At 67.5% G+C, this 24,746-nt stretch carries 20 protein-coding genes; 16 read left to right on the forward strand and 4 right to left on the reverse strand.

The window, feature by feature from the left end:
• The first annotated feature begins 21 nt into the window (after positions 1 to 21).
• From E4O86_RS05205 to E4O86_RS05225, 5 genes are all read left to right on the forward strand, one after another.
• Positions 22 to 1,008, forward strand: coding sequence for a Bug family tripartite tricarboxylate transporter substrate binding protein (locus tag E4O86_RS05205; protein ID WP_161139462.1), 987 nt, complete (start codon positions 22 to 24; stop codon positions 1,006 to 1,008).
• 75 nt (positions 1,009 to 1,083) lie between these two features.
• Complete coding sequence (locus E4O86_RS05210) at positions 1,084 to 1,530, forward strand: tripartite tricarboxylate transporter TctB family protein (RefSeq protein WP_161139463.1); 447 nt, start codon at positions 1,084 to 1,086, stop codon at positions 1,528 to 1,530.
• A complete protein-coding gene (locus E4O86_RS05215; protein ID WP_161139464.1) occupies positions 1,521 to 3,062 on the forward strand; it encodes a tripartite tricarboxylate transporter permease in 1,542 nt (513 codons plus the stop codon). The genes E4O86_RS05210 and E4O86_RS05215 overlap by 10 nt, the downstream gene beginning before the upstream one ends.
• Entirely contained in the window at positions 3,059 to 4,123 is a 1,065-nt protein-coding gene (locus tag E4O86_RS05220; protein WP_161139465.1) for an ornithine cyclodeaminase family protein, read from the forward strand. The genes E4O86_RS05215 and E4O86_RS05220 overlap by 4 nt, the downstream gene beginning before the upstream one ends.
• A gap of 36 nt (positions 4,124 to 4,159) precedes the next feature.
• On the forward strand, positions 4,160 to 5,689 hold the full coding sequence (locus tag E4O86_RS05225) for a UbiD family decarboxylase (RefSeq protein WP_161139466.1): 1,530 nt from the start codon (positions 4,160 to 4,162) through the stop codon (positions 5,687 to 5,689).
• 100 nt (positions 5,690 to 5,789) lie between these two features.
• On the opposite strand, the gene E4O86_RS05230 is transcribed toward E4O86_RS05225, so the two are convergent.
• Positions 5,790 to 7,790 carry a tripartite tricarboxylate transporter permease gene (locus tag E4O86_RS05230; RefSeq protein ID WP_161139467.1) on the reverse strand — a complete coding sequence of 667 codons (2,001 nt, stop codon included), beginning with the start codon at positions 7,788 to 7,790 and terminating at the stop codon, positions 5,790 to 5,792.
• An 89-nt stretch (positions 7,791 to 7,879) separates the two neighbouring features.
• Positions 7,880 to 9,523: a UbiD family decarboxylase gene (locus tag E4O86_RS05235; protein ID WP_161139468.1), complete on the reverse strand. Its 1,644-nt coding sequence runs from the start codon at positions 9,521 to 9,523 to the stop codon at positions 7,880 to 7,882.
• A gap of 124 nt (positions 9,524 to 9,647) precedes the next feature.
• On the opposite strand from E4O86_RS05235, the gene E4O86_RS05240 reads away from it, so the two are divergent.
• Positions 9,648 to 10,670, forward strand: a complete 1,023-nt coding sequence (locus E4O86_RS05240; protein WP_161139469.1) for a Bug family tripartite tricarboxylate transporter substrate binding protein — start codon at positions 9,648 to 9,650, stop codon at positions 10,668 to 10,670.
• An 85-nt stretch (positions 10,671 to 10,755) separates the two neighbouring features.
• Positions 10,756 to 11,826, forward strand: coding sequence for an ornithine cyclodeaminase family protein (locus E4O86_RS05245; protein ID WP_161139470.1), 1,071 nt, complete (start codon positions 10,756 to 10,758; stop codon positions 11,824 to 11,826).
• A 37-nt stretch (positions 11,827 to 11,863) separates the two neighbouring features.
• On the opposite strand, the gene E4O86_RS05250 is transcribed toward E4O86_RS05245, so the two are convergent.
• On the reverse strand, positions 11,864 to 12,460 hold the full coding sequence (locus E4O86_RS05250) for a class I SAM-dependent methyltransferase (protein ID WP_161139471.1): 597 nt from the start codon (positions 12,458 to 12,460) through the stop codon (positions 11,864 to 11,866).
• A 333-nt stretch (positions 12,461 to 12,793) separates the two neighbouring features.
• On the opposite strand from E4O86_RS05250, the gene E4O86_RS05255 reads away from it, so the two are divergent.
• Both E4O86_RS05255 and E4O86_RS05260 read left to right on the forward strand, forming a co-directional pair.
• Positions 12,794 to 14,329 (forward strand): UbiD family decarboxylase, encoded by a 1,536-nt coding sequence (locus E4O86_RS05255; RefSeq protein WP_161139472.1) that lies wholly within the window; start codon positions 12,794 to 12,796, stop codon positions 14,327 to 14,329.
• A 72-nt stretch (positions 14,330 to 14,401) separates the two neighbouring features.
• Positions 14,402 to 15,148 (forward strand): TSUP family transporter, encoded by a 747-nt coding sequence (locus E4O86_RS05260; RefSeq protein ID WP_161139473.1) that lies wholly within the window; start codon positions 14,402 to 14,404, stop codon positions 15,146 to 15,148.
• On the opposite strand, the gene E4O86_RS05265 is transcribed toward E4O86_RS05260, so the two are convergent.
• Positions 15,145 to 16,791 carry a benzoate-CoA ligase family protein gene (locus E4O86_RS05265; protein ID WP_161139474.1) on the reverse strand — a complete coding sequence of 549 codons (1,647 nt, stop codon included), beginning with the start codon at positions 16,789 to 16,791 and terminating at the stop codon, positions 15,145 to 15,147. The two genes, E4O86_RS05260 and E4O86_RS05265, sit on opposite strands and share 4 nt — an antisense overlap.
• A 379-nt stretch (positions 16,792 to 17,170) precedes the next feature.
• Here E4O86_RS05265 and E4O86_RS05270 point away from each other — a divergent pair, with 379 nt between their 5' ends.
• The 7 genes from E4O86_RS05270 to E4O86_RS05300 all read left to right on the forward strand — a co-directional run bounded on the left by E4O86_RS05270 (position 17,171) and on the right by E4O86_RS05300 (position 24,725).
• Entirely contained in the window at positions 17,171 to 19,132 is a 1,962-nt protein-coding gene (locus tag E4O86_RS05270; RefSeq protein WP_161139475.1) for a TRAP transporter permease, read from the forward strand.
• Positions 19,132 to 20,145, forward strand: a complete 1,014-nt coding sequence (locus E4O86_RS05275; RefSeq protein ID WP_161139476.1) for a TAXI family TRAP transporter solute-binding subunit — start codon at positions 19,132 to 19,134, stop codon at positions 20,143 to 20,145. The genes E4O86_RS05270 and E4O86_RS05275 overlap by 1 nt, the downstream gene beginning before the upstream one ends.
• Before the next feature lie 59 nt (positions 20,146 to 20,204).
• Entirely contained in the window at positions 20,205 to 21,398 is a 1,194-nt protein-coding gene (locus E4O86_RS05280; protein ID WP_161139477.1) for an ABC transporter substrate-binding protein, read from the forward strand.
• A 19-nt stretch (positions 21,399 to 21,417) separates the two neighbouring features.
• Entirely contained in the window at positions 21,418 to 22,296 is an 879-nt protein-coding gene (locus tag E4O86_RS05285) for a branched-chain amino acid ABC transporter permease (RefSeq protein ID WP_343039102.1), read from the forward strand.
• Between the two features lie 65 nt (positions 22,297 to 22,361).
• Positions 22,362 to 23,291, forward strand: a complete 930-nt coding sequence (locus E4O86_RS05290; protein WP_161139478.1) for an ABC transporter permease subunit — start codon at positions 22,362 to 22,364, stop codon at positions 23,289 to 23,291.
• Positions 23,288 to 24,034, forward strand: coding sequence for an ATP-binding cassette domain-containing protein (locus E4O86_RS05295; protein WP_161139479.1), 747 nt, complete (start codon positions 23,288 to 23,290; stop codon positions 24,032 to 24,034). The genes E4O86_RS05290 and E4O86_RS05295 overlap by 4 nt, the downstream gene beginning before the upstream one ends.
• Positions 24,027 to 24,725, forward strand: coding sequence for an ABC transporter ATP-binding protein (locus tag E4O86_RS05300; RefSeq protein ID WP_161139480.1), 699 nt, complete (start codon positions 24,027 to 24,029; stop codon positions 24,723 to 24,725). Before E4O86_RS05295 ends, E4O86_RS05300 begins: the two co-directional genes overlap by 8 nt.
• Positions 24,726 to 24,746: the final 21 nt, after the last annotated feature.

The following is a 24,746-nucleotide window of genomic DNA, read 5'->3' on the forward strand; positions in this document are numbered from 1 at the left end:
AAGATCTCTGGAGGGAACCGAATGATTGAACTTCTTTCGCGCCGCGTGCGCCTGGCCGCCAGGGCTGGCTTCGTAGCCTCCATGGCCCTGGCGTTCGCCGGTCCGGCGCTTGCCGAATATCCGGACAAGCCGATCAAGCTGATCGTCCCGTTCGCGCAGGGCGGGGCGACCGACCAGGTCGGCCGCATGATCGCGCAGCCGCTCGAGGAGGTGCTCGGCACCTCGGTCGCCGTCGTGAACCAGGCCGGTGCGGGCGGCGCGGTCGGGCTCGCCAACCTGTCGCGTGCGCGGCCGGACGGCTACACGCTCGGCATCGGCTCCGATTCGAGCCTCGCCGCGCGTCCGCTGATGACGGAGAGCGGCTATACCAGCGAGAGCTTCGCGCCGATCGCGCGCCTGGTCGAGGCGCCGACCGGCTTCGCGGTCGCGTCCAACAGCAAGTACCAGGACCTGAAGAGCCTCGTCGAGGCGATGAAGTCCGGGCAGAAGGTCACCTGGTCGAGCCCGGGCGTCGGCTCGGGGCCCCATCTGGCGGCCGAGACCTTCTTCGAGAAGTTCGGCGTTCAGGCCACGCACATCAACGCGCAGAGCGGCAAGGAAGCCCTCGTGAAGCTTCTCTCCGGCGAGGTCGACTTCGTGTCGGCGGCCGGGTCGAACTTTCCGGCCATGGTGTCGGAGAACGAGGGCGCGATCAAGGTGCTCGGCCTTGCCGGCGAGAAGCGCTGGCCGCGCATGCCCGACATCCCGACCTTCAAGGAGGAGGGCTTCGACTTCATCCGCTCGCAATGGTTCGGGCTCGTGGCGCCCGCCGGCACGCCGGAGGATGTCGTGAACAAGCTCGCCACCGAGGTCGAGAAGATCATGAACAACCCGGAGAGCGACAAGCTCCTCGCCAACTTCCACTTCAGCAGCGCCTATCAGGGCCCGGAGAAGTTCGCCGAGCAGATCCAGATCGAAAGCAAGGAGCTCGCGCCGGTCCTGCAGCGGATCGGGATGGCGAAGAAGTAGCAGTTCTCGCACCATCGGAAGTCGCCGCCTCCGGGCGGCGGCTTTCCATTGAGGATCGGCAGGCTATTAGACTAGATGAGCAAAGTCTTTCATCATCCTGATTCCGTTGCGGGTCTGGTATTGATAGTGGTGGGCGGAATCGCCACCTATCTCTCCTACCAGATCGCGCCCGGCCCGGACGTCCTGACGCTGCCGCCGAATTTCTTTCCGCTGCTCTGCACCATCGGCGTCGTCCTCATCGGGATCGCCATGATGGTCCAGGCGGCGTGGGCGGCGCCCGTCCCCTTTCCAGCGCTCGTCGATGCGCGCGCGGTCGCCGTCTTCGCGCTGATGCTCGTCTACTTCCTGACCTTCGAGAGCGTCGACTTCCGGCTCGGTTCGTGGGTCTTCATGCTCGCCACCATGCTGGCGATGGGGTGCCGCAGCATTCCGCAGCTCGTGATCCTGCCGCTCGCCTTCGTCGCCGCGGTCTACGTCGTCTTCAGTTCCATCTTCAGCATCCTGCTACCCACATGGATCTGATCTCCGCACAGGATTTCGCGGCGGGTCTCTCGATCCTCCTCGATCCCTACGTCCACGTCTTCCTGATCGTGGGCGCCTTCGTCGGCATGGTCTTCGGCGCCGCGCCGGGCCTGACGGCTCCGGCCGCGGTCGCCCTCATGCTGCCGCTCACCTACGGACTCGGGCTCAATGCCTCGCTCGCGCTCCTGCTGGGGATCTATTGCAGCGGCTATTTCGCCGGCTCGATCCCGGCGATCCTGATCAACACCCCCGGCACGCCGGGCAATGCCGCGACGGCGCTCGACGGCTACCAGATGGCGAAGCTCGGGGAGGGCGACCGGGCGATCACGACGGCGATCATCGCCTCCTTCCTCGGCGGCCTCGTCTCGATGCTGCTTCTCTCCGGGGTCGCGCCGGTGCTCGCCCAGGTGGCGCTGAGCTTCACCTCGGTCGAATATTTCTCGCTCGCCCTGCTCGGCATCGTCTGCGTCGCCGGCATCTCGACGGGTTCCCTGCTCAAGGGCTGCGCGGGCGCGCTGATCGGGATCTTCATCTCCACCGTCGGGCTCGATCCGACCAGCGGCGTGCCGCGCTTCACCTTCGGAATCCCGGATCTTCTCGCCGGCATCCCGCTCATTCCGGCGCTGATCGGACTCTTCGCGATCTCCGAGATGCTGATGAAGTCCTTCCGCTCGAACGTGGCGCAGGAATTCCTGACGAGCGAGCGCAGGGCTTCGGTCGGCAACGTCGTCCGCGACTTCGCGCGGAACAAGTGGCTCGCGCTGAAATCCGCCTTGATGGGCACCTTCATCGGGCTCCTGCCCGGGACCGGCCCCGCCATCGCCTCCTGGGTCGCTTACGGCGAGGCGCTCCGCACGAAGCGGGAGGGCGACAAGTTCGGCCATGGCGAAGTGAAGGGCGTGATCGCCTGCGAGGTCTCCAACAATGCGGTGACCGGCGGCGCGATGATCCCGCTGCTGACGCTCGGCATTCCCGGAGATCCGGTGACGGCCATCCTGATCGGCGCGCTGATGATCCAGGGCATCGAGCCCGGGCCGTTCTTCATTCGCGACCACGGCTCCGTGTTCATCTCGATCCTGATCCTGCTGTTCGTCTCCAATATCTGGATGGTGGTGCTCGGCCTGATGGCGCGCAGAGGTGCCGCCCAGGTCGTCCGCGTGCCGGCGCACATCCTGGTGCCGACGATCTCGGTGCTTGCGGCGGCCGGCGGCTTCGCCATCAACAGCAGCAGCTTCGATGTCATGCTGACCGTGCTCTTCGGCGGCGTCGGCTTCCTGATGGTGCGCTACCACTTCCCGGTCGCGACCGTGGTGCTCGGCCTGGTGCTCGGGCCGATCCTGGAGAGCAATCTCCGCAATGCGCTGGTCCGCAGCGATATGGACCCGACGGTCTTCTTCACCCGGCCGATCAGCGCCGCGATCCTCCTTGCGATCGTGGTGCTCCTGTTCGTCTGGGGACGCGAGGACAGGCGTCAGCGGCGGCTCGTTTCCGCCGAACTCGGTGAAGATGTGGCGGAGGCCCGGGAATCATGAGTGAAGTTCTTCTTCTGCGGCCGAACGAGCTTCTGGGTCTCGTTAGCATGGCCGAGGCGATCGATGCGGTCGCCGCCGCCTATGCCGGCGGCTCGGAATATCCGGTCATCAACGCGCCGCGCCGGCGCGTGCACTCCCCCGAGGGCGTCCGGGTCAGCAATTTCCCCGGCGGCGTCCACGCGCTCGGCGTGATCGGCTCGCAGACCCGGGCGGAGCTCGTCGGGCACGCCGACGCCCATCAGCAATATCTCCGGCGGGAACCGCCGGTCTTCGTGCTGAACGATTCGAACACCGGCGAGCTGCTTGCGATCCTCGTCGGCGAGATACCGGAGAAGGAGCTCGGTCCGTCCAGCCTGATGGCAATGCGGACCGGCGCCACGAGCGGGGTCGGATTTCGCCACCTCGTGCGCGAGGATGCGAAGCTCGCCGGGCTGTTCGGCTCCGGCGGGCAGGCCTCCCATCAGCTGCAGGCGCTCCTCACCGAGCGGCCCGGCATCGAGCGCGTGCGGGTCTTCGGGCGCGATCAGGCCAACCGGGAGCGCTTCGCGGAGGAGTACGGCGCGCGCTTCGGCGTCGCGATCGAACCCGTCGCATCGGCGGAGGCGGTCATCGACGGCGCCGACGTGGTCGTCTGCGCGACCAACACCTCGACCGTGCTCTTCGATGGCGATCTGCTGCAGCCGGGCCAGCACATCACCGGCATCATCGGCTCGAACATGCAGCTCGTCGAGGGCGGGTTCCTGAAGACGGTGCGGCGCGAGCTCGACGACCGCACCGCCGAGAAGGCCGACCTGATCGTCGCCAATCTCCGCGACAGCGTGATGGCGGAGAAGCAGGGCGACCTCTACCAGCCGATCGAGAAGGGTCTCATCCGCTTCGAGGATATCGTCGATCTCGGCGAGGTCGCGCTCGGCCGGCATCCCGGCCGCACGGCACCCGACCAGCTCACCTATCACAAGAACAACAATGGCACCGGCGCGGCGGATCTCGCGATCGCGATGCTCGCGTTCCGCAAGGCGCGCGAGCTCGGCCGCGGCATGCCGCTTGCCCTCGCGGCCTGAGCCGCTGCCAGCCGAACTCACAGGAGAAAGTCGCGTATGAGCGTTGCACGTAAGCCGGTCGCCTTCGGAGACCAGCGCGGTTGGATCGATGCGCTCCGGGAGGCCGGCGAGCTCAGGGAGATCGGGGCGGAGGTCGACTGGAACTGCGAGCTCGGCACGATCGTGCGGCTCGCCCAGGGGCCGGGCGACGGGCCGGCGATGCTCTTCAACAACATCAAGGACTACAACGGTCCGGAAAGCCGCTGCGGCCAGCTCTTTGCAAACGGACTCGGCTCCTACAGCCGGCTTGCGATGATGCTGGGCATGCCGCGGGAGACCTCCGCGCGCGAGCTCGTGCGGGTCGCCCGCACCATCATGCAGGAGCGCATAAAGCCGGTCACCGTCGCGACCGGGCCCGTCAAGGACGTCATCCTCAAGGGCGACGACATCGACCTCTTCGACTTCCCGAGCCCGCATTGGAACAGGGTCGACGGCGGCCGCTACATCATCACCTATGCCGGCTGCGTCACCCGTCACCCGGTCACCGGCGTCATGAATGTCGGCATCTATCGCGGCATGCTCGCAAGCAGGACCGAAATCCCGATGCTGATCTGGCGCGCGCAGCACATCGGAAACCACTTCACCGCCTACGAGCAGGCCGGGCTGAAGGAGATGCCGATCGCCTTCGTCATGGGCTGGGAGCCGGCCATGGGCTTCTGCGCCGGCCAGCCGGTGCCGCCGGGCGTCTGCGAATATGACGTGATGGGCGGCATACGCGGCGAGCCGGTGGAGCTCGTGAAGTGCGAGACGGTCGACCTCGAGGTGCCGGCGAGCGCGGAGATCGTGATCGAGGGCGTGATCAGCACGGATCCGAAGGATTTCGTGATGGAGGGTCCGTTCGCCGAGTTCACGGGCTATGTGGCGGGCGACCGTTCGCCGAAGCCGACCTGCCGCGTCACCTGCATCACCCACCGCAACAAGCCGGTCATGTCGGGCGCGATCGAGGGTTCGCTCCCCGGCAGCTATTCCGAGAACGCGGTCTGCAGCTCCATCATGCGGGCGGGCACCGCCTGGAACGTGCTCGACAATGCCGGCGTGCCGGGGGTGACCGACGTGTTCTGCCCGCCGGTCCAGGTGGGCATCAACCTGCTCGTCTCCATCAAGCAGACCTATCGCAACCAGGCGAAGCAGGTGGCGAACGCGATCTGGGGCTCGTCGGCAGCCCATGTGCGCTACAAGCACATCACGGTCGTCGACGACGACATCGACATCCACGATTATGCCGCCGTCGACTGGGCGATCGCCTACCGGGTGAACGCCGGCGAGGACGACGTGATCATCATGCCGTCGACCTTCGGGGCGGGGCTCGACCCTTCCACGCGGCGGCGCGACCGCAACGCCGCCCTTTTCGGGACCGGCAAGTGGAATCGCGTGCTGATCGACGCGACCATCAACCTCGACTACGACCCGGACCCGGACCTCGGTGGCGCACGGTTTCCCCCGACCGTCTGGCCGTCCGAGGAGGACGAGGCGAAGGCGCGGGCGCGCTGGGAGGAGCTCGGGCTCGCCGCAGCGAAGCGGGGCTGAGCTCCCGGTCAGCCTTTCTCCGGAATCGATCCCGGATCGGGAAGGGCCGGCGGTTCGCGCCGGCCCTTTTCTTTGGGTGTCCCCTTTTCTCTGGGTGTCCTCAGAGGCCGAACAGGCCTTTCGGCCAGGGCACGTGGAGGACCCGGATGAAAAGGAGATAGGAGAGCCCCCACGTCGCCGCGGCCGTGGCGAGGGAGGGCAGCCACTTCATGCGGAACTCCACGATCATGCAGGCGAGCATCCAGACGAACAGCGCAGGGAGCGGCCCGATCAGAGCGGCGATCACGAGATAGAGCCCGAGCCAGGCGAAATACACCAGCGACCGCCTGACGATGACCGGCAGGGTCAGGTCCTCGTGGCTGATCCCGAGATCCATGTCGGCGCCCACCGGCTCCGGCTCGGCCGACTTCACCTCGACGAAGAGGCGGGTCGCAAGATAGCCGGCGAGGAACAGGATGCCTGCGAAGGAGACGATCTCCGGGATGATCCGCGCGCCGAACGGCCACCGCCACATGTCGGCGAGGGCGACCACCAGGAGGGCGAGCGCGGCTCCGGCGAAGAGGGTGTCCCAGCCGAGGCGCCCGGGCAGGAAGCCGAAGGCGAGCTTGCGGGGCGGGCGCCCGCGGCGGCGGAGGAAGATGCCGGCGACGGGCGCGAGCAGGCCCCAGGCGGTGACCACCAGCGTGGCGATAACGAGCGGTCTCGCGAACAGTCCGAGCCCGTAGATCTGGATGGAGGTGAAGAGATAGCGCTCGATCAGCGTCCCCAGCACGAAGCCGAGGAGAAGCGGCGGCCGCGGCCATTGCAGCGAGCGCATCAGGTAGCCGACCGCGCCGGCGCCGAAAAGGACGAAGATGTCGCCCCAGTCGTTGGAGCCCTGGAACGCGCCGACGAAGGTGATCGCGAGGATCACCGGCGCCAGATAGCCGATCGGGATGAGCGCGATCTTCGCCATCCGGTGGGCGAACGCGAAGCAGATGGCGGCGCCCATCAGGTTCGCGACCGCAAGGCTCCAGATCATCGTGTAGGTGACGTCGAGATGCTTGCCGAGCATGTCCGGACCCGGGACGATGCCCTGCATCAGGAAGGCGCCGAGCAGGATCGCCATGCCGGCGGAGCCGGGCACGCCGAAGGCGAGTGTGGGCACCAGCGCGCCGCCCTCCTTGGCGTTGTTGGCCGCCTCGCTCGCGATGACGCCGCGGACGTCGCCCTTGCCGAACGTGTCGGACGCGCCTTTCACCGATTTCGCCGCGGAGCCGTAGGCGATCCAGTCGATCACGGCGGATCCGAGGCCCGGAACGGCGCCCATGATGGACCCGATGGTCGAGCTCCGCATCACCGTGCCGAGATTGCGCAGGACGTCCTTGATCCCGTCCCACTGGCCGCGCGTGGACATCGGCTCCTTGCCGGCGATGGCGGTGCGCCGGACCACGAGGTCGGCGATCTCCGGTATGGCGAAGAGCCCGAGCGCGAAGGGGACGATCGGGATGCCTTCCCAGAGATAGATCGAGCCGAAGGTCCAGCGGAGCGTGCCGGACTGGTAGTCCTCGCCGACCATGGAGAGGAGCAGGCCGAAACAGGCGACCGCGAGGCCGCGCAGCATGTAGCGGCCGCTGAGCGCGGCGGCGAGGGAAAGGCCGAAGACGCAGAACGCGAGCATTTCCGGCGCGCCCACGAAGAGGAGGGCGGGGCGGATCACGGGGAGCGTCGCCGCGAGGAGCAGGGCGCCGAAGAGGCCGCCGACGAGCGAGGCCGCGAACGAGGCGCCGAGCGCCCGCCCGGCCTCGCCGCGCTTCGCCATCGGGAAGCCGTCGAGCACCGTCGCCGCCGAGCCGACCGAGCCGGGCACACCGAAGAGCACGGCCGGGATCGCGTCGGAGGTTGCGACCACGGCATGCATGCCGATCAGCATGGCGAGCGCGGTGTAGGGGTCCATGTGATAGGTGAAGGGAAGGAGCAGCGTGAGGCCGACCAGCCCCCCGAGCCCCGGGACGATGCCGAGGACGAGCCCGCCGAGCACGCCGGCCGTCAGCATCACGAGCCTGAGGGGATCGGCGATGTTCCCCAGCGCGGCCCAGGCGGCCGTAAGCATGCCCGACATCCGTGTTCCTCCGATCGCGCTCCTTCTCGGGGAGCATCCACAGCGTTGCGAAACGAAAGGCGCCCCCGGTTGGCCGGGGGCGCGCTCCGCTAATCCTTCACGCGACGCACTTCCGTGTTCATCGGCACGTCGCTCCGCCTCTGCTGGGCGATGATGTCGCCCGTGGTCCAGTAGTCGCTCGCCACCGCCCGTTCGGCCATCTGCTCGAGATTGGCGTCCCATTCGCCGAGCGAATAGCCGTACCACGGCGTCTGCGGCTTGAGCTCCGGAAGGCCGAGTTCCTCCCAGATGTGCCGCGCGTTCTCCATGTACTCCTGCTTGGGCAGCGAGATCGGGGGGAACGGCTCCTTGAGCGTCGCGTCGAAGAGGACGGAGGCGTCCTCGCCGCCGTTCCGCTCGCTGCGGGGCCCGTGGCCCTGGTCCCGGTGCTTCATCACCTCCATGTCGAGCGCGGGATTGCAGCGGTAGGAGAGCGCCCAGAGGATCGAATCGGCATTGTCGACGTCGATGTCGTCGTCGACCGCGATGACGTACTTGCCGATCGCCCGGTGCTGGCTCGCCAGTCCGTAGAGCGCCCGCCAGATCTCCACGCGCGGGGTGCCCTTCTCGACATGGATGAGGACGACCTTGCGGATATTGGTGAGCGGTTCGTGCAGGCTCACCTTCTTGACGCAGCGAAGCCCCAGTCCCTCGCGCAGATGGTCGAGCAGGAGCGGCTCCATCGCGACCCGCTTGATGAGGCTCGATTCGCTCGGCGTGACCTGGCTGATGATCGAGGTCAGGATCGCATCGCGCCGGCGCGTGATCGCCGTCACGTCCATGAAGGCGTTGAATTCCTGCAGGTTGACGTGGCCGTGGCTCTCGCCGAAGGGCGCTTCCGGCTCCAGGCAGTCGGTGTGGATGTAGCCCTCGATGACGATCTCCGCCTCGGCGGGGACGAGCAGATCGACCGTCTTCGCCTTCACCACGTTGAGCGGCGAACCGGCGAGCGCGCCCGCCACGTGGAATTCGTCGAGCCTCTCGGGGAGCTTCATGGTCGAGGTGAAGGTGACGACCGGCGGTGCGCCGAGCACGACCGCCGCCGGCATCGGCTCGCCGCGCTCCTTGTACTTCAGCCAGTGCGTGTAGATGCCGGGCCTCAGCTCGAGCGAGGGATTCATGCCCATCCGCCGGCGCGACTTTATCTGCCCGCGATAGTTGCCCATGTTCTGGACCCCGGTGTCGGGGTCCTTGGTGATGTACTGGGAGAGCGTTGTGTAGGGCGCGTTGTCCCAGCCCGGCGTCGAGATCGGAACCGGGATGCCGTCGAGCGCGGCGCCGGGGCGGTCGAGGTCGTCGCCGACCGTCACGATCTCGTGGCAAGGGGCGTTCTCCACGACCCTCGGCGGGATGGGGTTGGCCGCAGCCCGGCTCCAGGTCGCGGCGATCTCGTTCAGTTCGCAGCCGAGCCCGATCCGGTAGATCTCGCGGCTGGCGGCGAGGGCGCCGACGACGACGGGAATGTCGTACTTCTTTCCCTTGCTGTCGACGACGTTGGTGAACAGGAACGCCTTGCGCTGCGCCTCGCTGAAGCCGCCGCGGAACTGCCAGCGGACCAGCGGGTGCATCTCGGTGTCCTTGTTGATCGGCCGGTCGACTCTGATGAGCAGCCCGGCCTCCTCGAGGGCCTTCAGATGCCGATGGAGATCCGGGTAGGCCGCGCCGGCCTCCCCAGTTGCCGCCTCTTTGAGCATGGGGCTCCCTTCCTGCTTGTCCTGCTTGTCGTGAGGGCTCGATTTGGTAATATCGTATCCATATGTGCCATTGCTGTTCAACAGCCCTTGAGGGCCAGCGGCACTTTCATCGGGAGGAATTCGGATGCGATCCTGGCTAAAATGGGCCGCCGCGGCGGCGACCTCGCTTGCGCTCCTGGGCGGGCCGGCGGCCGCGCAGGACAGCTTTTATGCCGGCAAGACGATCACCCTCATCGTGCCTGCGAGCGCCGGCGGCTCGTACGGAATCTATGCCCAGCTCGTCGCGGACGCGCTCACGAAGCACATTCCGGGCAATCCGCAGGTTCTGCCGCAATATGTCGGCGGGGCCGGCGGCATGCGCGCCTCCAACCAGGTGGCCAATACCGCCGAGACGGACGGCACGGTCATCTACCTGATGCATCAGAACGCGCCGAGCCAGCAGCTGCTCTCGCCCGATCAGGTGAGCTACGACGCCGGCAAGTTCATCCCGATCGGCGTCATTTCGGCGCTGAACAGCGCGATGGCGATCCGCAACGACGCGCCGGCCACGGACCTGGCGGGCTTCAAGCAGAAGGAGGTGCTGATCGGCACCACCGGCCGCGGCTCGTACCAGTACGTGATCCCGACGCTGCTGAACAGCTTCCAGGACACCAAGTTCAAGGTGATCACGACCTATCCCGGCACCGGCGAGACGATGCTCGCCGTCGACCGCGGCGAGGTGCACGGCATGCTGTCGAGCCTGCTCACCTTCCAGGAGAGCCGGCCGGACTGGGTGACGGGCAAGGGCGACGCCAAGCTCGTCTTCCAGATCGGCGAGACCCGTGATCCCGCGATCCCGGATGTCCCGCTTCTGCGGGAACTCGCCGCTTCGGACGAGGAGAAGCAGCTCTACCGCTTCATGTCGGCCGCCAACAGCATCGGCCGCGGCCTCGTGTTCCCCGCCGGCGTGCCGGAGGATCGCGTCGCGATGGTGCGCACGGCGCTCCAGGAGGTGCTGAAGGATCCGGACTTCCAGGCGCTGGCGAAGAAGCGCGGGATCCCGCTTTCGTCCGCCTCGGCGGAGGAGATGAAGACGATCATCGACGGCATTCTCGCGACGCCGAAGGAGGTCGTCGAGAAGGCCCGCCAGTACATGACCGAGGGCTAGGGCCCGATCTGCGACGCGGCGCGGAGGCGGAGCGGCAAGCTCCGCCTTCTTCTTTCCTGACGGCAGATCGGATCGGACCGGAGCGATGACCCTTCTCATCAACAACGACGTGACCGCGCGTGTCCTCGACATGGGCGAGGCGGTCGCGGCTATGGAGAACGCGCTTCTCCAGCACGCGCGGGGACAGGCGACCTTCCAGCCGCGGGTGGACCTCTGGTCGCCGACCGCGAAGGACGGCGACTATTATCGCTGGGGGCACCTTCTGGGCGCGATGGCGGATCCGCCGACGCTTGCCCTCCGCTTCAAGTCGGACATCCTCAAATGGACCGACTATAGCGGCGTGAAGACCGAGGAATGGTTCTGCATGGAGCCGGGCCGGTACTGCGGCTTCATCATCCTCATCGATACCTCCAACGGGGAGATCATCGGCCTTCTGAACGACGGCGTCCTCCAGCACGTCCGGGTCGGCGCGACGGCGGGCGTCGGCGCGAAATACCTGGCGCGGAAGGACGCCTGCGTGCTCGGCGTGCTCGGGTCCGGCGGCATGGCCCGCACCTATACGGAGGCGCTCGCCGTCGCCCGCGAGCTTCAGGAGGTCCGCGTCTACAGCCCGACGCCGAAGAACCGCGAGGCCTTCGCGGAGGAGATGGGCGAGAAGCTCGGGATCCGCGTGGTGCCATGCGACAGCGCCGCGTCGGCGCTCAAGGACGTCGACATGGTGGCGACCTGCACGGATTCCCGCGTGCCGGTCTACACGGCCGACATGCTGAAGCTCCACCGGCCCGGCGTGTTCCTGGTGCGCTGCCGCTACGACGAGATGGACGACGCCACCTTCGAGGCCGTCGACAAGGTGTTCGTCAACGCCACCGGCGCCTATACCGACCTCGTCATCGGCACGGAGGAGGAGCGCGCCCGGCGGCCGACTGACAGCGCCTATCGCCGCCGGTACAAGACGACCTCCTACGGCATGCTCGCCGACGTGATCGCCGGGAAGATCGAGGGCCGGACCTCGGACGGGGAGACCATCTTCTATCACAACACCTCGGCCGGCCTGCAGTTCGCGGCCATCGGGCGGCTCGTCTACGAGCGGGCGAGGGCGGCCCGTCTGGGCATGCCGATCCCGATCGACTGGTTCACCCAGGACATCCGGAACTGAGCGGCGGCCCGGTCCGCCTTCGCCGGCCGGGCCCGCCTCACGCGCGCTTGCGGGCGACGAGATCGACGAGCGCGGACATGCCGGTGTGGCGCTTCCCCTCCGAGACGAGGCTGTCATGCTCGTCGAGGAGCAGGATGTCCATGTCCGAGAAGCGCTCTTCGAGCAGCGCGCGCGTGTAGAGATTCTCGAGCACGCCAGGGCCGCCGGTCCTGTACTCGAGCTGCTTCGGGCCGTAGCCGGTGAGGAGGAGCAGGCCGCCCGGCCGCAGCGTCTTCTTGAAGCCGGCGAAGCACTTGTCCCTGAGCGGTGGCGGCGTGAACTGGATGAAGATCGCGGCGACGACGTCGAAGGCCTCTGCCTCCCAGTCCCAGCTCTCGATGTCGGCCTGGACGAAGGTCGGGTGGACGCCGCGCGCCTCCGCGAGCTTGCGCGCCTTCGCGATCGCCACGCCCGAGGCATCCATCGAAACCACGTCGAGCCCCTGTTCGGCGAGCCATACGCCGTTCCGCCCCTCGCCGTCGGCGACGGCGAGCGCGCGCTGTCCCGGCTTCAGCAGGTGCGCCTGGGCCTTCAGGAAGGCGTTCGGTTCGGTGCCGAACAGGTACTCGTCTCCGGCATAGCGTTCGTCCCACATTGCGGCTTTCCTTCCCACTCCCGGCGCGTTCCGAGGCTATTCTGCATCCCAAGCCGGAAATCAAGCGGCCGCCGAAAAGCTGCCGCGGAGGCGGCCGCAACCGGCTCAAAGTCCCGCAAAATCGAGGTTCGATCGCCGTAGACAGAAATCGAGCTTTTGGTATAGGTATGCAAGAATGTGGGCGGCGACGGTCTGGCGCGGTCTGCATCCGTCAACAAGGCCGCAGTTCACCACCCGAGAATCCAGAGAAGGGACCGGTCGAATGACCGGCTGCGGCACTGGCCGCGGTGGAAGGACGGCCGGCCCGGGAAGGACGTACCAGTGAGAGGAGCCATGAACGCGAATCCGGAAATTTCGAATCGCCTGAAGCCCCGGAGCTTCGGCGACCTGCGCGGCTGGATCGAGGCGCTCCGCCAGGAGGGCGAACTGCACGAGATCGATGCCCAGGTCGACTGGGACGGCGAGATCGGCGCGATCGCCCGCCGCGTCTTCGGTCAGGGCAAGGGCCCGGCGCTCCTCTTCAAGAACATCAAGGGCTACGGACCGGGGGATGACGTCTGGTCGAACCAGCTCTTCACCGGCGGCCTGTCCAACTATTCGCGCATCGCGATGATGCTGGGGCTGCCGAAGGACGCGCCGGTCACCGACCTCGTGCTCGCCACCCAGCACTATTTCGCCCAGCGCGTGAAGCCGGAGACGGTGCAGACCGGCCCGGTGAAGGAGCTCATCTTCAAGGGCGACGACATCAACCTCTACAAGCTCCCCGTGCCGCGCTGGCATGGGCTCGACGGCGGCCGGTACATCAACACCTACCAGGGCACCGTCACGATCGACCCGGATACCGGACAGCACAATATCGGCATCTATCGCGGCATGATCGGCCAGCGCGACACGCTGCCGGTCCTGCTCTGGCGGGCCCAGAACTGGGGCGTGCATTTCCAGAAATGGGCCGACCGCGGCATGAAGATGCCGGTGGCGCATGTCTATGGCTGGGAGCCCTGCCTGCCCTATTGCGCATCCGCGCCGATCCCGACCGGCGTGTCGGAATACGAGGTGATGGGCGCGATCCGCGGCGCGCCGGTGCCGCTCGTGAAGTGCGAGACGAGCGACATCATGGTGCCGGCGAGCGCCGAGATCGTCATCGAGGGCTTCATCGATCCGGATCCGTCGACCTTCGAGATGGAAGGGCCGTTCGGCGAGTACACCGGCTATTTCGGTGGCGACCAGGGGCCGAAGCACGTGACGAAGGTGACCTGCGTCACCATGCGGCGTAACCCCATCTATCGCGGCACGCTCGAGGGCACGCTGCCGAAGCGGCTCAACGAGAACTCCATGACGAGCTCGGTGCAGCGCGCCGGCGTCGCCTGGAACGTGCTGAAGGCCGCGGGCGTGCCCGGCGTCACCGACGTGCACTGCCCGGCCGCCAACAACGGCACGACCCTCGTCATCCAGCTTCGCCAGACCTATCGCGGCCAGGCCAAGCAGGCGGCGGCGGCGATCTGGGGATCGAACGCGGCGCATCTGCGCTACAAGAACATCTGGGTGGTCGACGACGACATCGACATCCACGATTACGGTTCGATCGACTGGGCCTTCGCCTACCGGGTGAACGCCGCCGAGGACGACATCGTGTTCTTCCCGGCCACGTTCGGCTCGCTGCTCGATCCGTCCACCCGCCTCGAATACCGCGATCCGATCAAGTTCGGCACGGGCAAGTGGTGCCGTGTCCTCATCGACGCGACCCGCAATCTCGATTTCGAGCCGCAGAAGCAGTATGGCGGTGATCGCTTCCCGCCCACGGTTGTTCCGCTGCCGGAGCATTCCGATGTCGTGGAGCGGCGCTGGAAGGATTACGGCTTCGAGGACTGACCGTCCCGGCCACAATCTTCTCCCGGGGCGGCGCGAGCCGCCCCTTTCCATTTTGATGCGAGAGAGCGGATCGTGACGGACCTCGAAATCCTGGCTGTGATGGCGCTTGCCCTTGGCGCGGGAAGCATGGTGAAGGGTGCCACCGGGATCGGCATCCCGGTCGTTGCGCTGCCGATCCTGGCGACCGTGGTGGGCCTGCCCCATGCGATTGCGGTGCAGACCATCCCGGTGCTCTTCACGAATATCTGGCAGGTCTGGCAGTTCCGGAAGGTCTGGCCCGAGCTGAAGCCGCTCAAGTTTCTCTTTCTCGGGGGGCTCGTCGGCATCCCGCTCGGGACGCTGCTGCTCACCATCATCCCGGAGCGCGCGCTGTCCGGCATGCTCGCGCTGCTCCTCTTCCTCTATATCGGGCTCAAGGTCTCCAAGCCCCACTTCGTCCTCTCCATGGATGCCGGGCAGCGGCTTGCGCCGGTCGCAGGCGTCGCGGCGGGGACGATGCAGGCCGCAACGGGCGTTTCCGCGCCCGTCAGCATCACCTTCCTTCATTCGCTGAAGCTCACCCGGAACGGCTATCTGTTCGCCGTCGCGCTCCTCTTCGCGCTCTTCTCGGTCATCCAGATCCCGTCGCTGCTGATCGCGGGCGTGATGACCGGACCGATCCTGGTGCAGGGGCTCCTGTCCATGATTCCGGTGCTGATCTGCATGCCGCTCGGCGCCTGGATCGGACGCCGCCTGTCGCAGCGCACCTTCGACTATCTGGTGCTGGTGCTCCTCTCGGTCGTCGGCGTCCAGCTCCTGGTCGAGGCGATCTGGGGCTAGCCGGCCGCCTGCAGCGCGCGGAGCGCCCGGCGATCGATCTTCATGAGGGTGGTGCGGGGCAGCTGGTCGACGAAGCGGAACTCGGCGGGAACCTTGTAGCCGCCGAGGCGCCGGACGTTCGCCTTCAGCTCGTCGATGAGGGCATCGCTCGCTTCGGCGCCCTGGCGGAGCACGGCGAAGGCCCGCGGCTTCGTCAGCCCGTCGCCGTCCTCGAATGCGACGACGGCGGCCTCCAGGATCGCCGGGTGCTCGGTGATGGCCGCCTCGATCTCGATCGGCGAAACCCAGAGCCCGCTCACCTTGAAGACGTCGTTGTCGCGGCCCGAGAACCAGAAGAAGCCGTCCTCGTCGAAGGTGAGATTGTCGCCTGTCCGGGTCCACGGCCCGACGAAGGTCTCGCGGGACTTGTCGAACTTTCGCCAGTAGAAGAAGCACGAGGTGCGGCTCTTCACCCAGGCCTCGCCCGGCACGTTGGGCTCCGTCACGTCCTCCCCGTCCGGGCCGACGAGGCGGATCTCGTAGCCGAAGACCGGCTTGCCGAGGCTGCCGCGCTTGGAATCCTTCTGGCGGTTGGCGATCCACTCGTAGGTGATCTCCGAGCTGCCGATCGAATCGAGGATCTCCAGCCCGAAGGCCGCCTCGAACCGGTCGAACACCTCCGGCGGGATCTTCTCCGAGGCGCTCACCACCAGGCCGACCGAGCCGAAGTCCGGGTGGAGGTCGTTCGCCCGGCAGTGCTCGAGCAGGTTCTTGATGACGGTCGGCACCGTGATGAGCTTGGTGGCGCGCGTGCTCGTCACCGCCTCGATCACCGCGTCCGGGCTCGGCGGCCGGCGCTGCAGGACGGCGGTCGCTCCGAAGGCGAGCGGAATCAGCACGCCCGGCCAGAGCCCGTGCGTGAAGTACTTCTTCGAAGTGGCGAAGACGACGTCATCGGCGCTGTATTCCCAGAACGCGCCCTGGCGCGAGGGCACCAGGAAGAAGTCGTGGCAGAGATGGGTGATGCCCTTGGCGGTGCCGGTGGTCCCGCCCGAATAGAACATGTAGCAGACGTCGTTGCAGTGCCGGAGCGGGCAGGGCGCTTCGCCGGCGGCGGCGGTCACCGCCGCCGCATCGACCACGGTCCGCCCGCCGACCGCGCCGGATTCGATCGCGACCGGGGGTCGCACGAGGATGGTCGAAAGGCCGGGCGGGAGCTCTGGGGCGATCTCGGCGAGCTTCGGAAGCTGCTCGGAATCGATGAAGAGGGCGCGGGAATCGGTGTCCCGGATGAAATAGAGAAGGTCCTTGGTCTTGTAGAGGTCCGAGACCACGGCCGGCACGATGCCCGCCTGCACGGCGCCGAGCCAGACGGCGAGATATTCGATGCTGTCGGTGCCGAAGAGGAGAATGCGCTCGCCGGGGCGCAGCCCGAGATCGGCGAGGCCGCGTGCGGTGCGCGCGACGAGCGCCCGCAGCTCGCGATAGCTCATGGGAGCGCCGTCGACGAGCAGGGCTGGCTTGTCGTCGGCAGGGCCGCCGGCATGCCGGCCGAGCAGCACGGAAACCGGATTGAAGTATTCGGGGATCTCCGGATCGCGCCAGGTGCGCCACTCGCTCGAATAGATCCGGTCATCGAAACGCGTTTCGGCCCGCGTGATCATCTGGTGCTCCCGCCCTTTCGCTCGTATCGTTCTGCGGTCGGCCGGAGGGAGCGTCTGCCGCGTTGGTGAGCGCGCGCAACCGCTTCACTCCTGACCCGCCCAAGAAGCATACAAATACGATAATGCCAATATCGGGGCCCCGCCCGGCCGCGGCGAGCCAGGGTCGCCGGCGCGGCCGAGGCAGCAAATCGGCATTTTGGTACTTGACAGCTTGAATTCGGGATGGTCCAGTTCGGCACGAGTAGCCGCAAAGAGCTGCAGCGCGGGAGGAGGCCGGATGTCGACATCGACACACCGCAGCGCCGATCAGTCCCGGTCGGCCGCAGCCCGACTTGCGGTCCGTTCCGCGTCAAGTCGATCGTCCGGAAAAGCGAGTTAGATGTCCGATAGCAGCGAGACCCTCGGCCAGCGCCTCATCTTCGTCGGCATGGTTCTGGCCGGAATCTGGTCGATCGTCCAGATCGCGTTCGCCTTCCTGACGAGCTACGACGATCTCGTGCTGCTTCCGCTCCATCTGGCGTTCGCCCTCGCGGTGACCTTCGCGCTCATCCCCGCGATCCCGCCGAAGGAGAAGATCGACGAGGGCGGCGAACTGGTGCGGCGGCGAAGCCGGATCGACGTCGCCGTCAGCGTGGTGGTCATCCTCGCGAGCATCGCCATCGCCGCCTACTACATGCTCAATGTCGGCCGGCTCGTGCTCCGGATCCCGCAGGTCGACGAGCTCACGCTCGGCGACACAATGGTGGGCATTGCCGTGGTCGTGTTCGTCGTCGAGGCGGCGCGCCGCACGGCCGGCCTCGGCATGACGGTGGTCGTGCTGATCTTCATCGCCTATGCCTTCGTCGGGCCAAGCCTGCCGCTCGGCTTCCGTCATTCCGGCCTGTCCCTCACCGAATTCATCGACCTCCAGACGCTCACGACGGACGGCATATTCGGCGTGCCGACCGGCGTCTCGGCGACCTACGTGTTCTATTTCATCCTGTTCGGCGCGTTCCTCGACGCGTCCGGCGGCGGCAGGCTCTTCATCGATCTCGCGACCACCGCCACGGGCCGCTATCGCGGCGGCGCGGCGAAGGCGGCGACCACCGCCTCCGCGCTGATGGGCATGACGAGCGGCAGCGCGGTCGCGAACGTGATGGGCACCGGCATCTTCACGATCCCGCTCATGAAGCGCACGGGCTACGCCCCGCACGTCGCCGGCTCAGTCGAGGCGCTCGCCTCCACCGGCGGGCAGATCATGCCGCCTTTGATGGGCGCCGCCGCCTTCATCATCGCGCAGAATCTCGGCCTGCCCTACAGCCGTATCGTCTCCGCCGCCGTCATCCCGGCCGCGATCTACTACCTCGCGGTGCTGATCGCGGTCGATCTGGAGGCCCGTTACCGGAAGATCCAGCCGATCCCGGCCGCCGACCAGGTGCCGCTCCGGCAGAGCCTGATGCGGCTCCATCTCCTGCTGCCGCTCGTCTATCTCGTCTATTCGGTGATGGTCGGGCGCCAGCTGATGATGGCTGCGGTGGAATCGATCGGCGTCGTGCTGGTGGTGAGCCTCTTCTCCGCAGCGACCCGGATCGGCCCGCGCGGGATCCTGAAGGCGCTCGCCGATGGCGGTTCGCGCGCCATCATGGTGGCGATCCCCTGCGCCGCCGCCGGCATCATCGTCGGCATCGTGGTCCAGACGGGAATCGGCGTCCGGTTCACCGAGCTGCTCGTCGGCCTTTCGCGGGACAACCTCCTCATCTGCCTGCTCGCGGTCTCCGCCGGCTGCATCATCATGGGGATGGGGCTTCCCACGACCGCCGCCTACATCATGGGCGCGACGCTGTTCGTGCCGGCGCTCGCCAAGCTCGGCATCAACCCGCTCGCGGCGCACTTCTTCGTCTTCTACTTCGCGTGCCTCTCGATGATCACGCCGCCGGTCGCCCTGGCGAGCTATGCCGCGGCCTCGATCGCCGGGGCGTCCGCCTCGCGGGTCGGATGGACGACGGTCCGGTTCGGCCTGCCGGCGTTCCTCGTGCCGTTCGCCTTCGTCGTGCAGCCCGCCATGATCCTCGAGGGCAGCATGACGGTGGCCGCGGTGTCGTTCGTGACCGCTCTCATCGGCGTCTACGCGCTCGCGGCCGGCAATGTCGGCTATCTGAGACGCAAGAACCGGCCGGTCGAGGGTGCGCTGCTCATCGCCGCGGCGATCGCGCTCATCTATCCTTCGCTCTGGATCAGCCTCGCCGGAGGCCTCGTCCTCGTCCTCGTCTACGTCTGGCAGGGCAGGGAAGGCTCCGCGCCGGAGCTCGGAACATCGACCAGCGGCGAGGCCGCCAAGACCGTATTGAAAGGGAGGACTTGATGGCAGTCATGATTGCACCCTCGCGCCGGCAGTTCGTCGCCGGAACGCTAGCCGCTTCCACGATGCTCGCGGGCGGCCGCGCCTTTGCCCAGGCGCAGAGCGTCGATATCGGGACGATGGCCGCCGGCAGCTCCTGGTACCAGTACGGCATCCAGATGGCGCAGTTCCTGAAGGATGCGCTCCCCGCCGGCGGGACCGTCAACGTGCGCCCCTATGCGGCTGCCGTCGGCAACGTGAAGCTGATCAATGCCGGCGAGAAGATCCAGGTCGGCATGACGTTCAGCTGCAACCTGCGCTGGGCGCGCGCCAAGATGACCGACGTGCAGGACGCGACCGCCGAGAACGTGCGGGCGCTCGCCGGCAGCCTCGACCAGTACTACCTCGTGATCGTCACCAAGGCCGGCTCGGGCTTCGCCGACGTCTCGGCGGCGCTCGCCGCCAAGAAGCCCGTCCGCTTCACCTGCCTGCAGCCGGGCTCGCTCGGCGCGGTCACGACCGACATGCTGCTGCGCGCCCACGGCATCGACGAGGCGACGCTGAAGAGCTGGGGCGGCTCCATCAACCGCGGCGCGCTCGAGGCGGCGGCCTCCGCCCTGGTCGAGGACAAGGCGGACGTCTGGGTGCAGCCGGCCGCGGTCGGCCACCCGAAGGTGCAGGAGATCGCCTACAGCTACGACGTGGAATGGTGCACGATCGCCGATCCTGCCATGCAGAAGATGGTCGATCTCGGCTATCAGCGCGCGGTGCTGCCGAAGGGGTCGTTCGACGACATGAAGAGCGACATGGTCTATCCGGGCGCGACCACCGTGCTGATCGTCAACAAGGACATGTCGGACGACCTCGCCTACGGCCTGACGAAGCAGCTCATCGACAATGCCGCCGCGCTCAAGGAGCAGAACAAGGCGCTGTCGCCGTTCGACCCGAAGGTTGCATGGAAGAGCGAAAACATCGGCGGCGTCCCGCTGCATCCCGGCGCGGAGCGCGCCTATCGCGAAGCGGGCATGATGGGTTGAAGCGCGGGGCAGGGCGGGCCGAACCCGCCCGCCCCCGAAGGGGTTGTTGGGAGGAGCCGATGAAGAAGAAGCTTGCCGCGTTTGCGGGGCTCGCCGCACTGGCGGGCGCCCTGTGCTCGTCCGCCGCGATGGCGCAGGAGGAGATCAAGGTCGGATTGCTGCTGCCCTACAAGGGCGTGTTCGCCCAGCTCGGCGAGGACATCGACCGCGCCTGGGAACTGGCGCTCGAGCAGCGCGGCGGCATGGCGGCGGGACGGAAGATCGTTCTCGTCAAGGCGGACACGGAGGCCGATCCGACCGTGGGCGTCAGGGTCGCCAACCGGCTGATCAGGTCGGACGGCGTCGACGTGCTGGCGGGCACGGTCAGCTCCGCGGTCGCGCTCGCAGTCTCGGACCTGTCCAAGCGCACCAAGACGCCGCTCGTGCTCGCGCTTGCGGTCGCCGACGAGCTCAACGCCGAGAACTGCCACCCCTATGCCATCCGTTCCGGCTTCAGCGCGCATGCCCTGCAGGAGGGTTCGGGCGCCTACTGGGCGAACGAACTGCAGGACAAGACGGCGGTCACGCTCGGTCCGGACTATGCCGCCGGCAGGGCCATGATCCGCGGCTTCGTGGACGGCTTCACCGCGAATGGCGGGACCGTGAAGGACCAGTACTGGACGGTGTTCCGCCAGACCAAGGACTGGGGTCCGGTCTATGCCAAGGCGAAGGATTCCGGCGCCGCGATGGTCTACGCCTGGTATGCGGGCGCGGAATCGATCCAGGCGGTGAAGCAGCATGCCGAGTTCGGCCTGCAGGACACGATGCCGCTCCGCGGCGACCAGTGGCTCTACGATTCGGCGCTCTGGTCGGCGATGGGCAAGGATACGGTCCTCGGTGCGCGCTACGCCACCGTCTACACCTCGGCCGCCGGTACGCCCGCGAGCGACGCCTTCGTGAAGGCCTATTCCGAGAAGTACGGCATGGTGCCGAACGTGACGGCCGGTCTCGGCTATGACAACGCGCTCGCCGTGCTCGACGGCATCGAGGCGGTGAAGGGCGATGTCTCCGACGGGAAGGCCTATGTCGACGCCATCCGGGGCCTCACGATCGATGCGCCGCGCGGCAGGATCACCTTCAGCGATGCGAACAGCGCCCAGCTGGAGAAGCTCTATCTGGTCGAGGTCGCCGAGGAGGGCGGCAAGCTCGTCGAGAAGCTGGTGAAGACGATCGAGCCGGGGAAGGATCTGCCCGGCTGCAAGATGGACGGATGAGCGGGCCGGGCGCGCAGCCGTGGACACGCTCGCCATCAATGTCCTGAACGGGCTCCAGCTCAGCATGCTGGCATTCCTGCTGGCGCTCGGGCTGACGCTCATCTTCGGGATGATGGACTATCTGAACCTGGCGCACGGTGCCTTCTACACGATCGGCGCCTATGCCGGGTTCAGCGTGGCGCGCTTCAGCGGCTCGTTCTGGCTCGCGCTCGCCGTGGCGTTTCTCGTGCCCGCGCTCCTCGGCGCGCTCTTCCAGTACTTCATGCTGAAGCCGCTGGTGAGGGGAGGGCGGTCGACCCATCTCGACATCGCCCTCTTCACGCTTGGCCTTTCCTTCGCGGTGATCGGGGTGGTCGAGATGGTCTATGGCGCCGGATACGACACGATCGCGACGCCCGGCTATCTGAGCGGCTCGGTGTCCGTGTTCGGCGTCGGCTACCCGACCTACCGGCTCTTCATCATCGCTCTCGGCGTCGCCGTCGGGGCGGGCGTCTGGCTCGTGATGGACCGCTCCACCATCGGCGCGACGGTGCGCGCCGCGGTCGACGACCACGACATGACGGTCGGGATGGGGGTGAACGTCGACCGGCTCTTCGCGCTCGTCTTCGGCTTCGGGGCGGGGCTCGCCGGGCTCGCCGGCGCCGTGGCGGCGCCCGTCCTCAGCGTCTATTCCCACATGGGGATGGACATCCTGATCCTGACGCTGATCGTGGTGATCGCGGGCGGGCTCGGCTCGATCATGGGCTCCTTCGTCGCCGCCCTGGCGATCGGCCTCATCAACACCTTCGCGCAGGCCTACCTGCCGGGCCTCGAGAGCTTCGCCATGTACATCTTCCTGGCGCTGATCCTCGCGTTCAACCCGGGCGGCTTCTTCCGCGTCGCACGTTCGGCCGGATGACGGCCGGGAGTGCAGAAGGCCGGGTCCCGCCGGTTCCGGCCTCGGCACGGAGCGAGCGCCTCCCGGTGGTTGCGGCGCTCGCCGTCGCGCTCGCGCTGCTTGCGGCGCTTCCTTTCGTGGCGAGCGACTATCTCGTCGTGCTCGGCACCGAGATCCTGATCCTCGCGCTCTTCGCGGTCTCGACGAATCTCCTGCTCGGCTACATGGGCTACGTCTCGCTCGGCCAGGCCGCCTATTTCGGGTTCGGCGCCTACGGGCTCGCGGCCCTCACCCTGCTCTGGGAATGGCCGACCGTGCCCGCGATGCTTGTCACGCTCGCCGGATCGGCGGTCTTCGCGATCGCGCTCGGTTCGCTCTGCCTGCGGACGAGCGGCGTGCGCTTTCTCCTCATCACGCTCGCCTTCTCGCAGATGCTCTATGCGGTCCTGGTGAGGACGCCCCAGATGGGCGGCGACAACGGCATCGTGGGAATCCCCCGGCCCGAGCTGGATGCCTGGGGGATCGATCTGTGGGCGACAGTTCCGTTCTACTACTACGTCCTCGTCCTCTTCGGGCTGACCCTCCTGATCCTCTACCGCTTCATCAAGTCGCCGTTCGGCAGCGTGATCGTGGCGGTGCGGGAGAACGAGATGCGGGCGCGGGCGCTCGGCTACGAGGTCTGGGCGAACAAGCTCGCCTGCCTGACCGTCGCCGGCATGGCCGCCGCGCTGGCCGGCATGCTGCAGGCGCAGAACCTCTCCTTCGCGAGCCCCGAGCTCGCTTCCTGGCGGGTCTCGGCCGAGGTGCTGCTGATGGTCATCATCGGCGGCTGGCGGAGCTTTCTCGGGCCGGCGATCGGCGCCCTCGTCTTCATCGCGATCCGCGAGGGCCTGAGCGTCGTCACGGAGCACTATCTGCTGTTCTTCGGTCTCTTCTTCATGGCGGCGGTCGCGCTCTTCCGGGAAGGCGTTTCGGGCGGGCTCGATGCGGTCCTGGCGAAGGTGCGGCGGCGGTGAGCGCGCTGGTGGTCGCCGGGCTCCGCAAGACCTTCGGGGCGCTCCGGGTGACGGACGGCATCGATCTCGCCGTGCCGGAGGGCGAGCGGCGCGGCATCATCGGGCCGAACGGCGCCGGCAAGACGACCTTCTTCAACATCATCTCCGGATGGCTGCCGCCCGATGCCGGTCGGGTTGAGGTGTTCGGGCGCGACATCACGCGCCTTCCGCCGGCGCATATCGCCCATCTCGGCGTGCGCCGGTCGTTCCAGAAGAGCGCGCTCTTCGACGCGCTGAGCGTGGAGGAGAATCTCCGGCTCGCCGTCCAGGCGACCGATCCCTCGCGCTTCGATGCCTGGGGCCGCATCGGGCGCCACCGCCGCGTCCTGGAGGCGGCGCGGAGCCTTGCCGAGCGGGTCGGGCTCGCCGACGAGCTCGGACGCCGGGCCGGCGAACTCTCCTACGGGCGCAAGCGCCAGCTCGAGATCGCTCTGGCGCTTGCCGAGAAGCCGCGCATCCTGCTTCTGGACGAGCCGGCCGCCGGTGCCTCGCCCTACGAGCGCCGGCTTCTCGCGGATCTCCTGCGCGACCTTCCGCGCGACATCACGATCATGCTCGTCGAGCACGACCTCGATCTCGTCTTCAATCTCTGCGACCGGATTTCCGTGCTCGTTCGCGGCAGCGTGCTGATGACCGGGACGCCGGAGGAGGTCGGCGCGAGCGGTGAGGTGCAGGCCGCCTATCTCGGAACGGCCCATGCTTGAGCTCGCCGGCGTCGACGCCTTCTACGGCGACAGCCACGTGCTGCAGGACGTGAGCTTCGCGGTTCGCGCCGGTGCCTGCTTCGGCCTGCTCGGCCGGAACGGCGTCGGCAAGACGACCACGCTGCGCACGGTGCTCGGCTATTTGCGGGCGCGGAACGGCACCATCCGCTTCGACGGCGAGGCGATCGAAGGCCGGCCGACCTACGAGATCGTCCGCCGCGGCATCAGCTACGTGCCGGAGGATCGCGGCATCTTCCGCAGCCTGACCGTGGAGGAGCATCTCCGCGTCGCGGACCGGGCCGCGGGCCGTCACGAGCGGCTGAGCGTGGAGGAGGTCTATGGCCTCTTTCCGCGGCTCGCCGAGCGCCGGCGCAATCTCGGGGGCCAGCTTTCCGGCGGCGAGCAGCAGATGCTCGCGATCGCGCGGGCGCTCGTCGGCTCCTCCCGCTTCGTGATCATGGACGAACCCACGGAGGGGCTCGCGCCGGTCGTCATCGAGCAGATCTCGCAGGCGATCCGGCGGCTGCGCGCGAACGGAACGACCATGCTCCTCGTCGAGACGAACTTCCACGTGGCGCGGGCCGTCTGCGACGAATGCTGCCTGCTCGACCGCGGCCGTGTGGTCTTCCAGGGCGCGATGGCGGAGCTTGCCCCGGATTCGGAGATCGTGAAAAGCTTCATCGGCGTGTGAGGCGCTTAGGAGACGGCCGGC

It is taken from the genome of Propylenella binzhouense, assembly GCF_009866965.1.
GTDB lineage: Bacteria > Pseudomonadota > Alphaproteobacteria > Rhizobiales > Afifellaceae > Propylenella > Propylenella binzhouense.

What these genes read in the sequence shown, in the direction of transcription:
- E4O86_RS05205 (WP_161139462.1), top strand. Translation starts at nt 22, where the DNA reads ATGATTGAACTTCTTTCGCGCCGCGTGCGCCTGGCCGCCAGGGCTGGC.
- E4O86_RS05210 (WP_161139463.1), top strand. Translation starts at nt 1,084, where the DNA reads ATGAGCAAAGTCTTTCATCATCCTGATTCCGTTGCGGGTCTGGTATTG.
- E4O86_RS05215 (WP_161139464.1), top strand. Translation starts at nt 1,521, where the DNA reads ATGGATCTGATCTCCGCACAGGATTTCGCGGCGGGTCTCTCGATCCTC.
- E4O86_RS05220 (WP_161139465.1), top strand. Translation starts at nt 3,059, where the DNA reads ATGAGTGAAGTTCTTCTTCTGCGGCCGAACGAGCTTCTGGGTCTCGTT.
- E4O86_RS05225 (WP_161139466.1), top strand. Translation starts at nt 4,160, where the DNA reads ATGAGCGTTGCACGTAAGCCGGTCGCCTTCGGAGACCAGCGCGGTTGG.
- E4O86_RS05230 (WP_161139467.1), bottom strand. Translation starts at nt 7,790, where the DNA reads ATGTCGGGCATGCTTACGGCCGCCTGGGCCGCGCTGGGGAACATCGCC.
- E4O86_RS05235 (WP_161139468.1), bottom strand. Translation starts at nt 9,523, where the DNA reads ATGCTCAAAGAGGCGGCAACTGGGGAGGCCGGCGCGGCCTACCCGGAT.
- E4O86_RS05240 (WP_161139469.1), top strand. Translation starts at nt 9,648, where the DNA reads ATGCGATCCTGGCTAAAATGGGCCGCCGCGGCGGCGACCTCGCTTGCG.
- E4O86_RS05245 (WP_161139470.1), top strand. Translation starts at nt 10,756, where the DNA reads ATGACCCTTCTCATCAACAACGACGTGACCGCGCGTGTCCTCGACATG.
- E4O86_RS05250 (WP_161139471.1), bottom strand. Translation starts at nt 12,460, where the DNA reads ATGTGGGACGAACGCTATGCCGGAGACGAGTACCTGTTCGGCACCGAA.
- E4O86_RS05255 (WP_161139472.1), top strand. Translation starts at nt 12,794, where the DNA reads ATGAACGCGAATCCGGAAATTTCGAATCGCCTGAAGCCCCGGAGCTTC.
- E4O86_RS05265 (WP_161139474.1), bottom strand. Translation starts at nt 16,791, where the DNA reads ATGATCACGCGGGCCGAAACGCGTTTCGATGACCGGATCTATTCGAGC.
- E4O86_RS05270 (WP_161139475.1), top strand. Translation starts at nt 17,171, where the DNA reads ATGTCCGATAGCAGCGAGACCCTCGGCCAGCGCCTCATCTTCGTCGGC.
- E4O86_RS05275 (WP_161139476.1), top strand. Translation starts at nt 19,132, where the DNA reads ATGGCAGTCATGATTGCACCCTCGCGCCGGCAGTTCGTCGCCGGAACG.
- E4O86_RS05280 (WP_161139477.1), top strand. Translation starts at nt 20,205, where the DNA reads ATGAAGAAGAAGCTTGCCGCGTTTGCGGGGCTCGCCGCACTGGCGGGC.
- E4O86_RS05300 (WP_161139480.1), top strand. Translation starts at nt 24,027, where the DNA reads ATGCTTGAGCTCGCCGGCGTCGACGCCTTCTACGGCGACAGCCACGTG.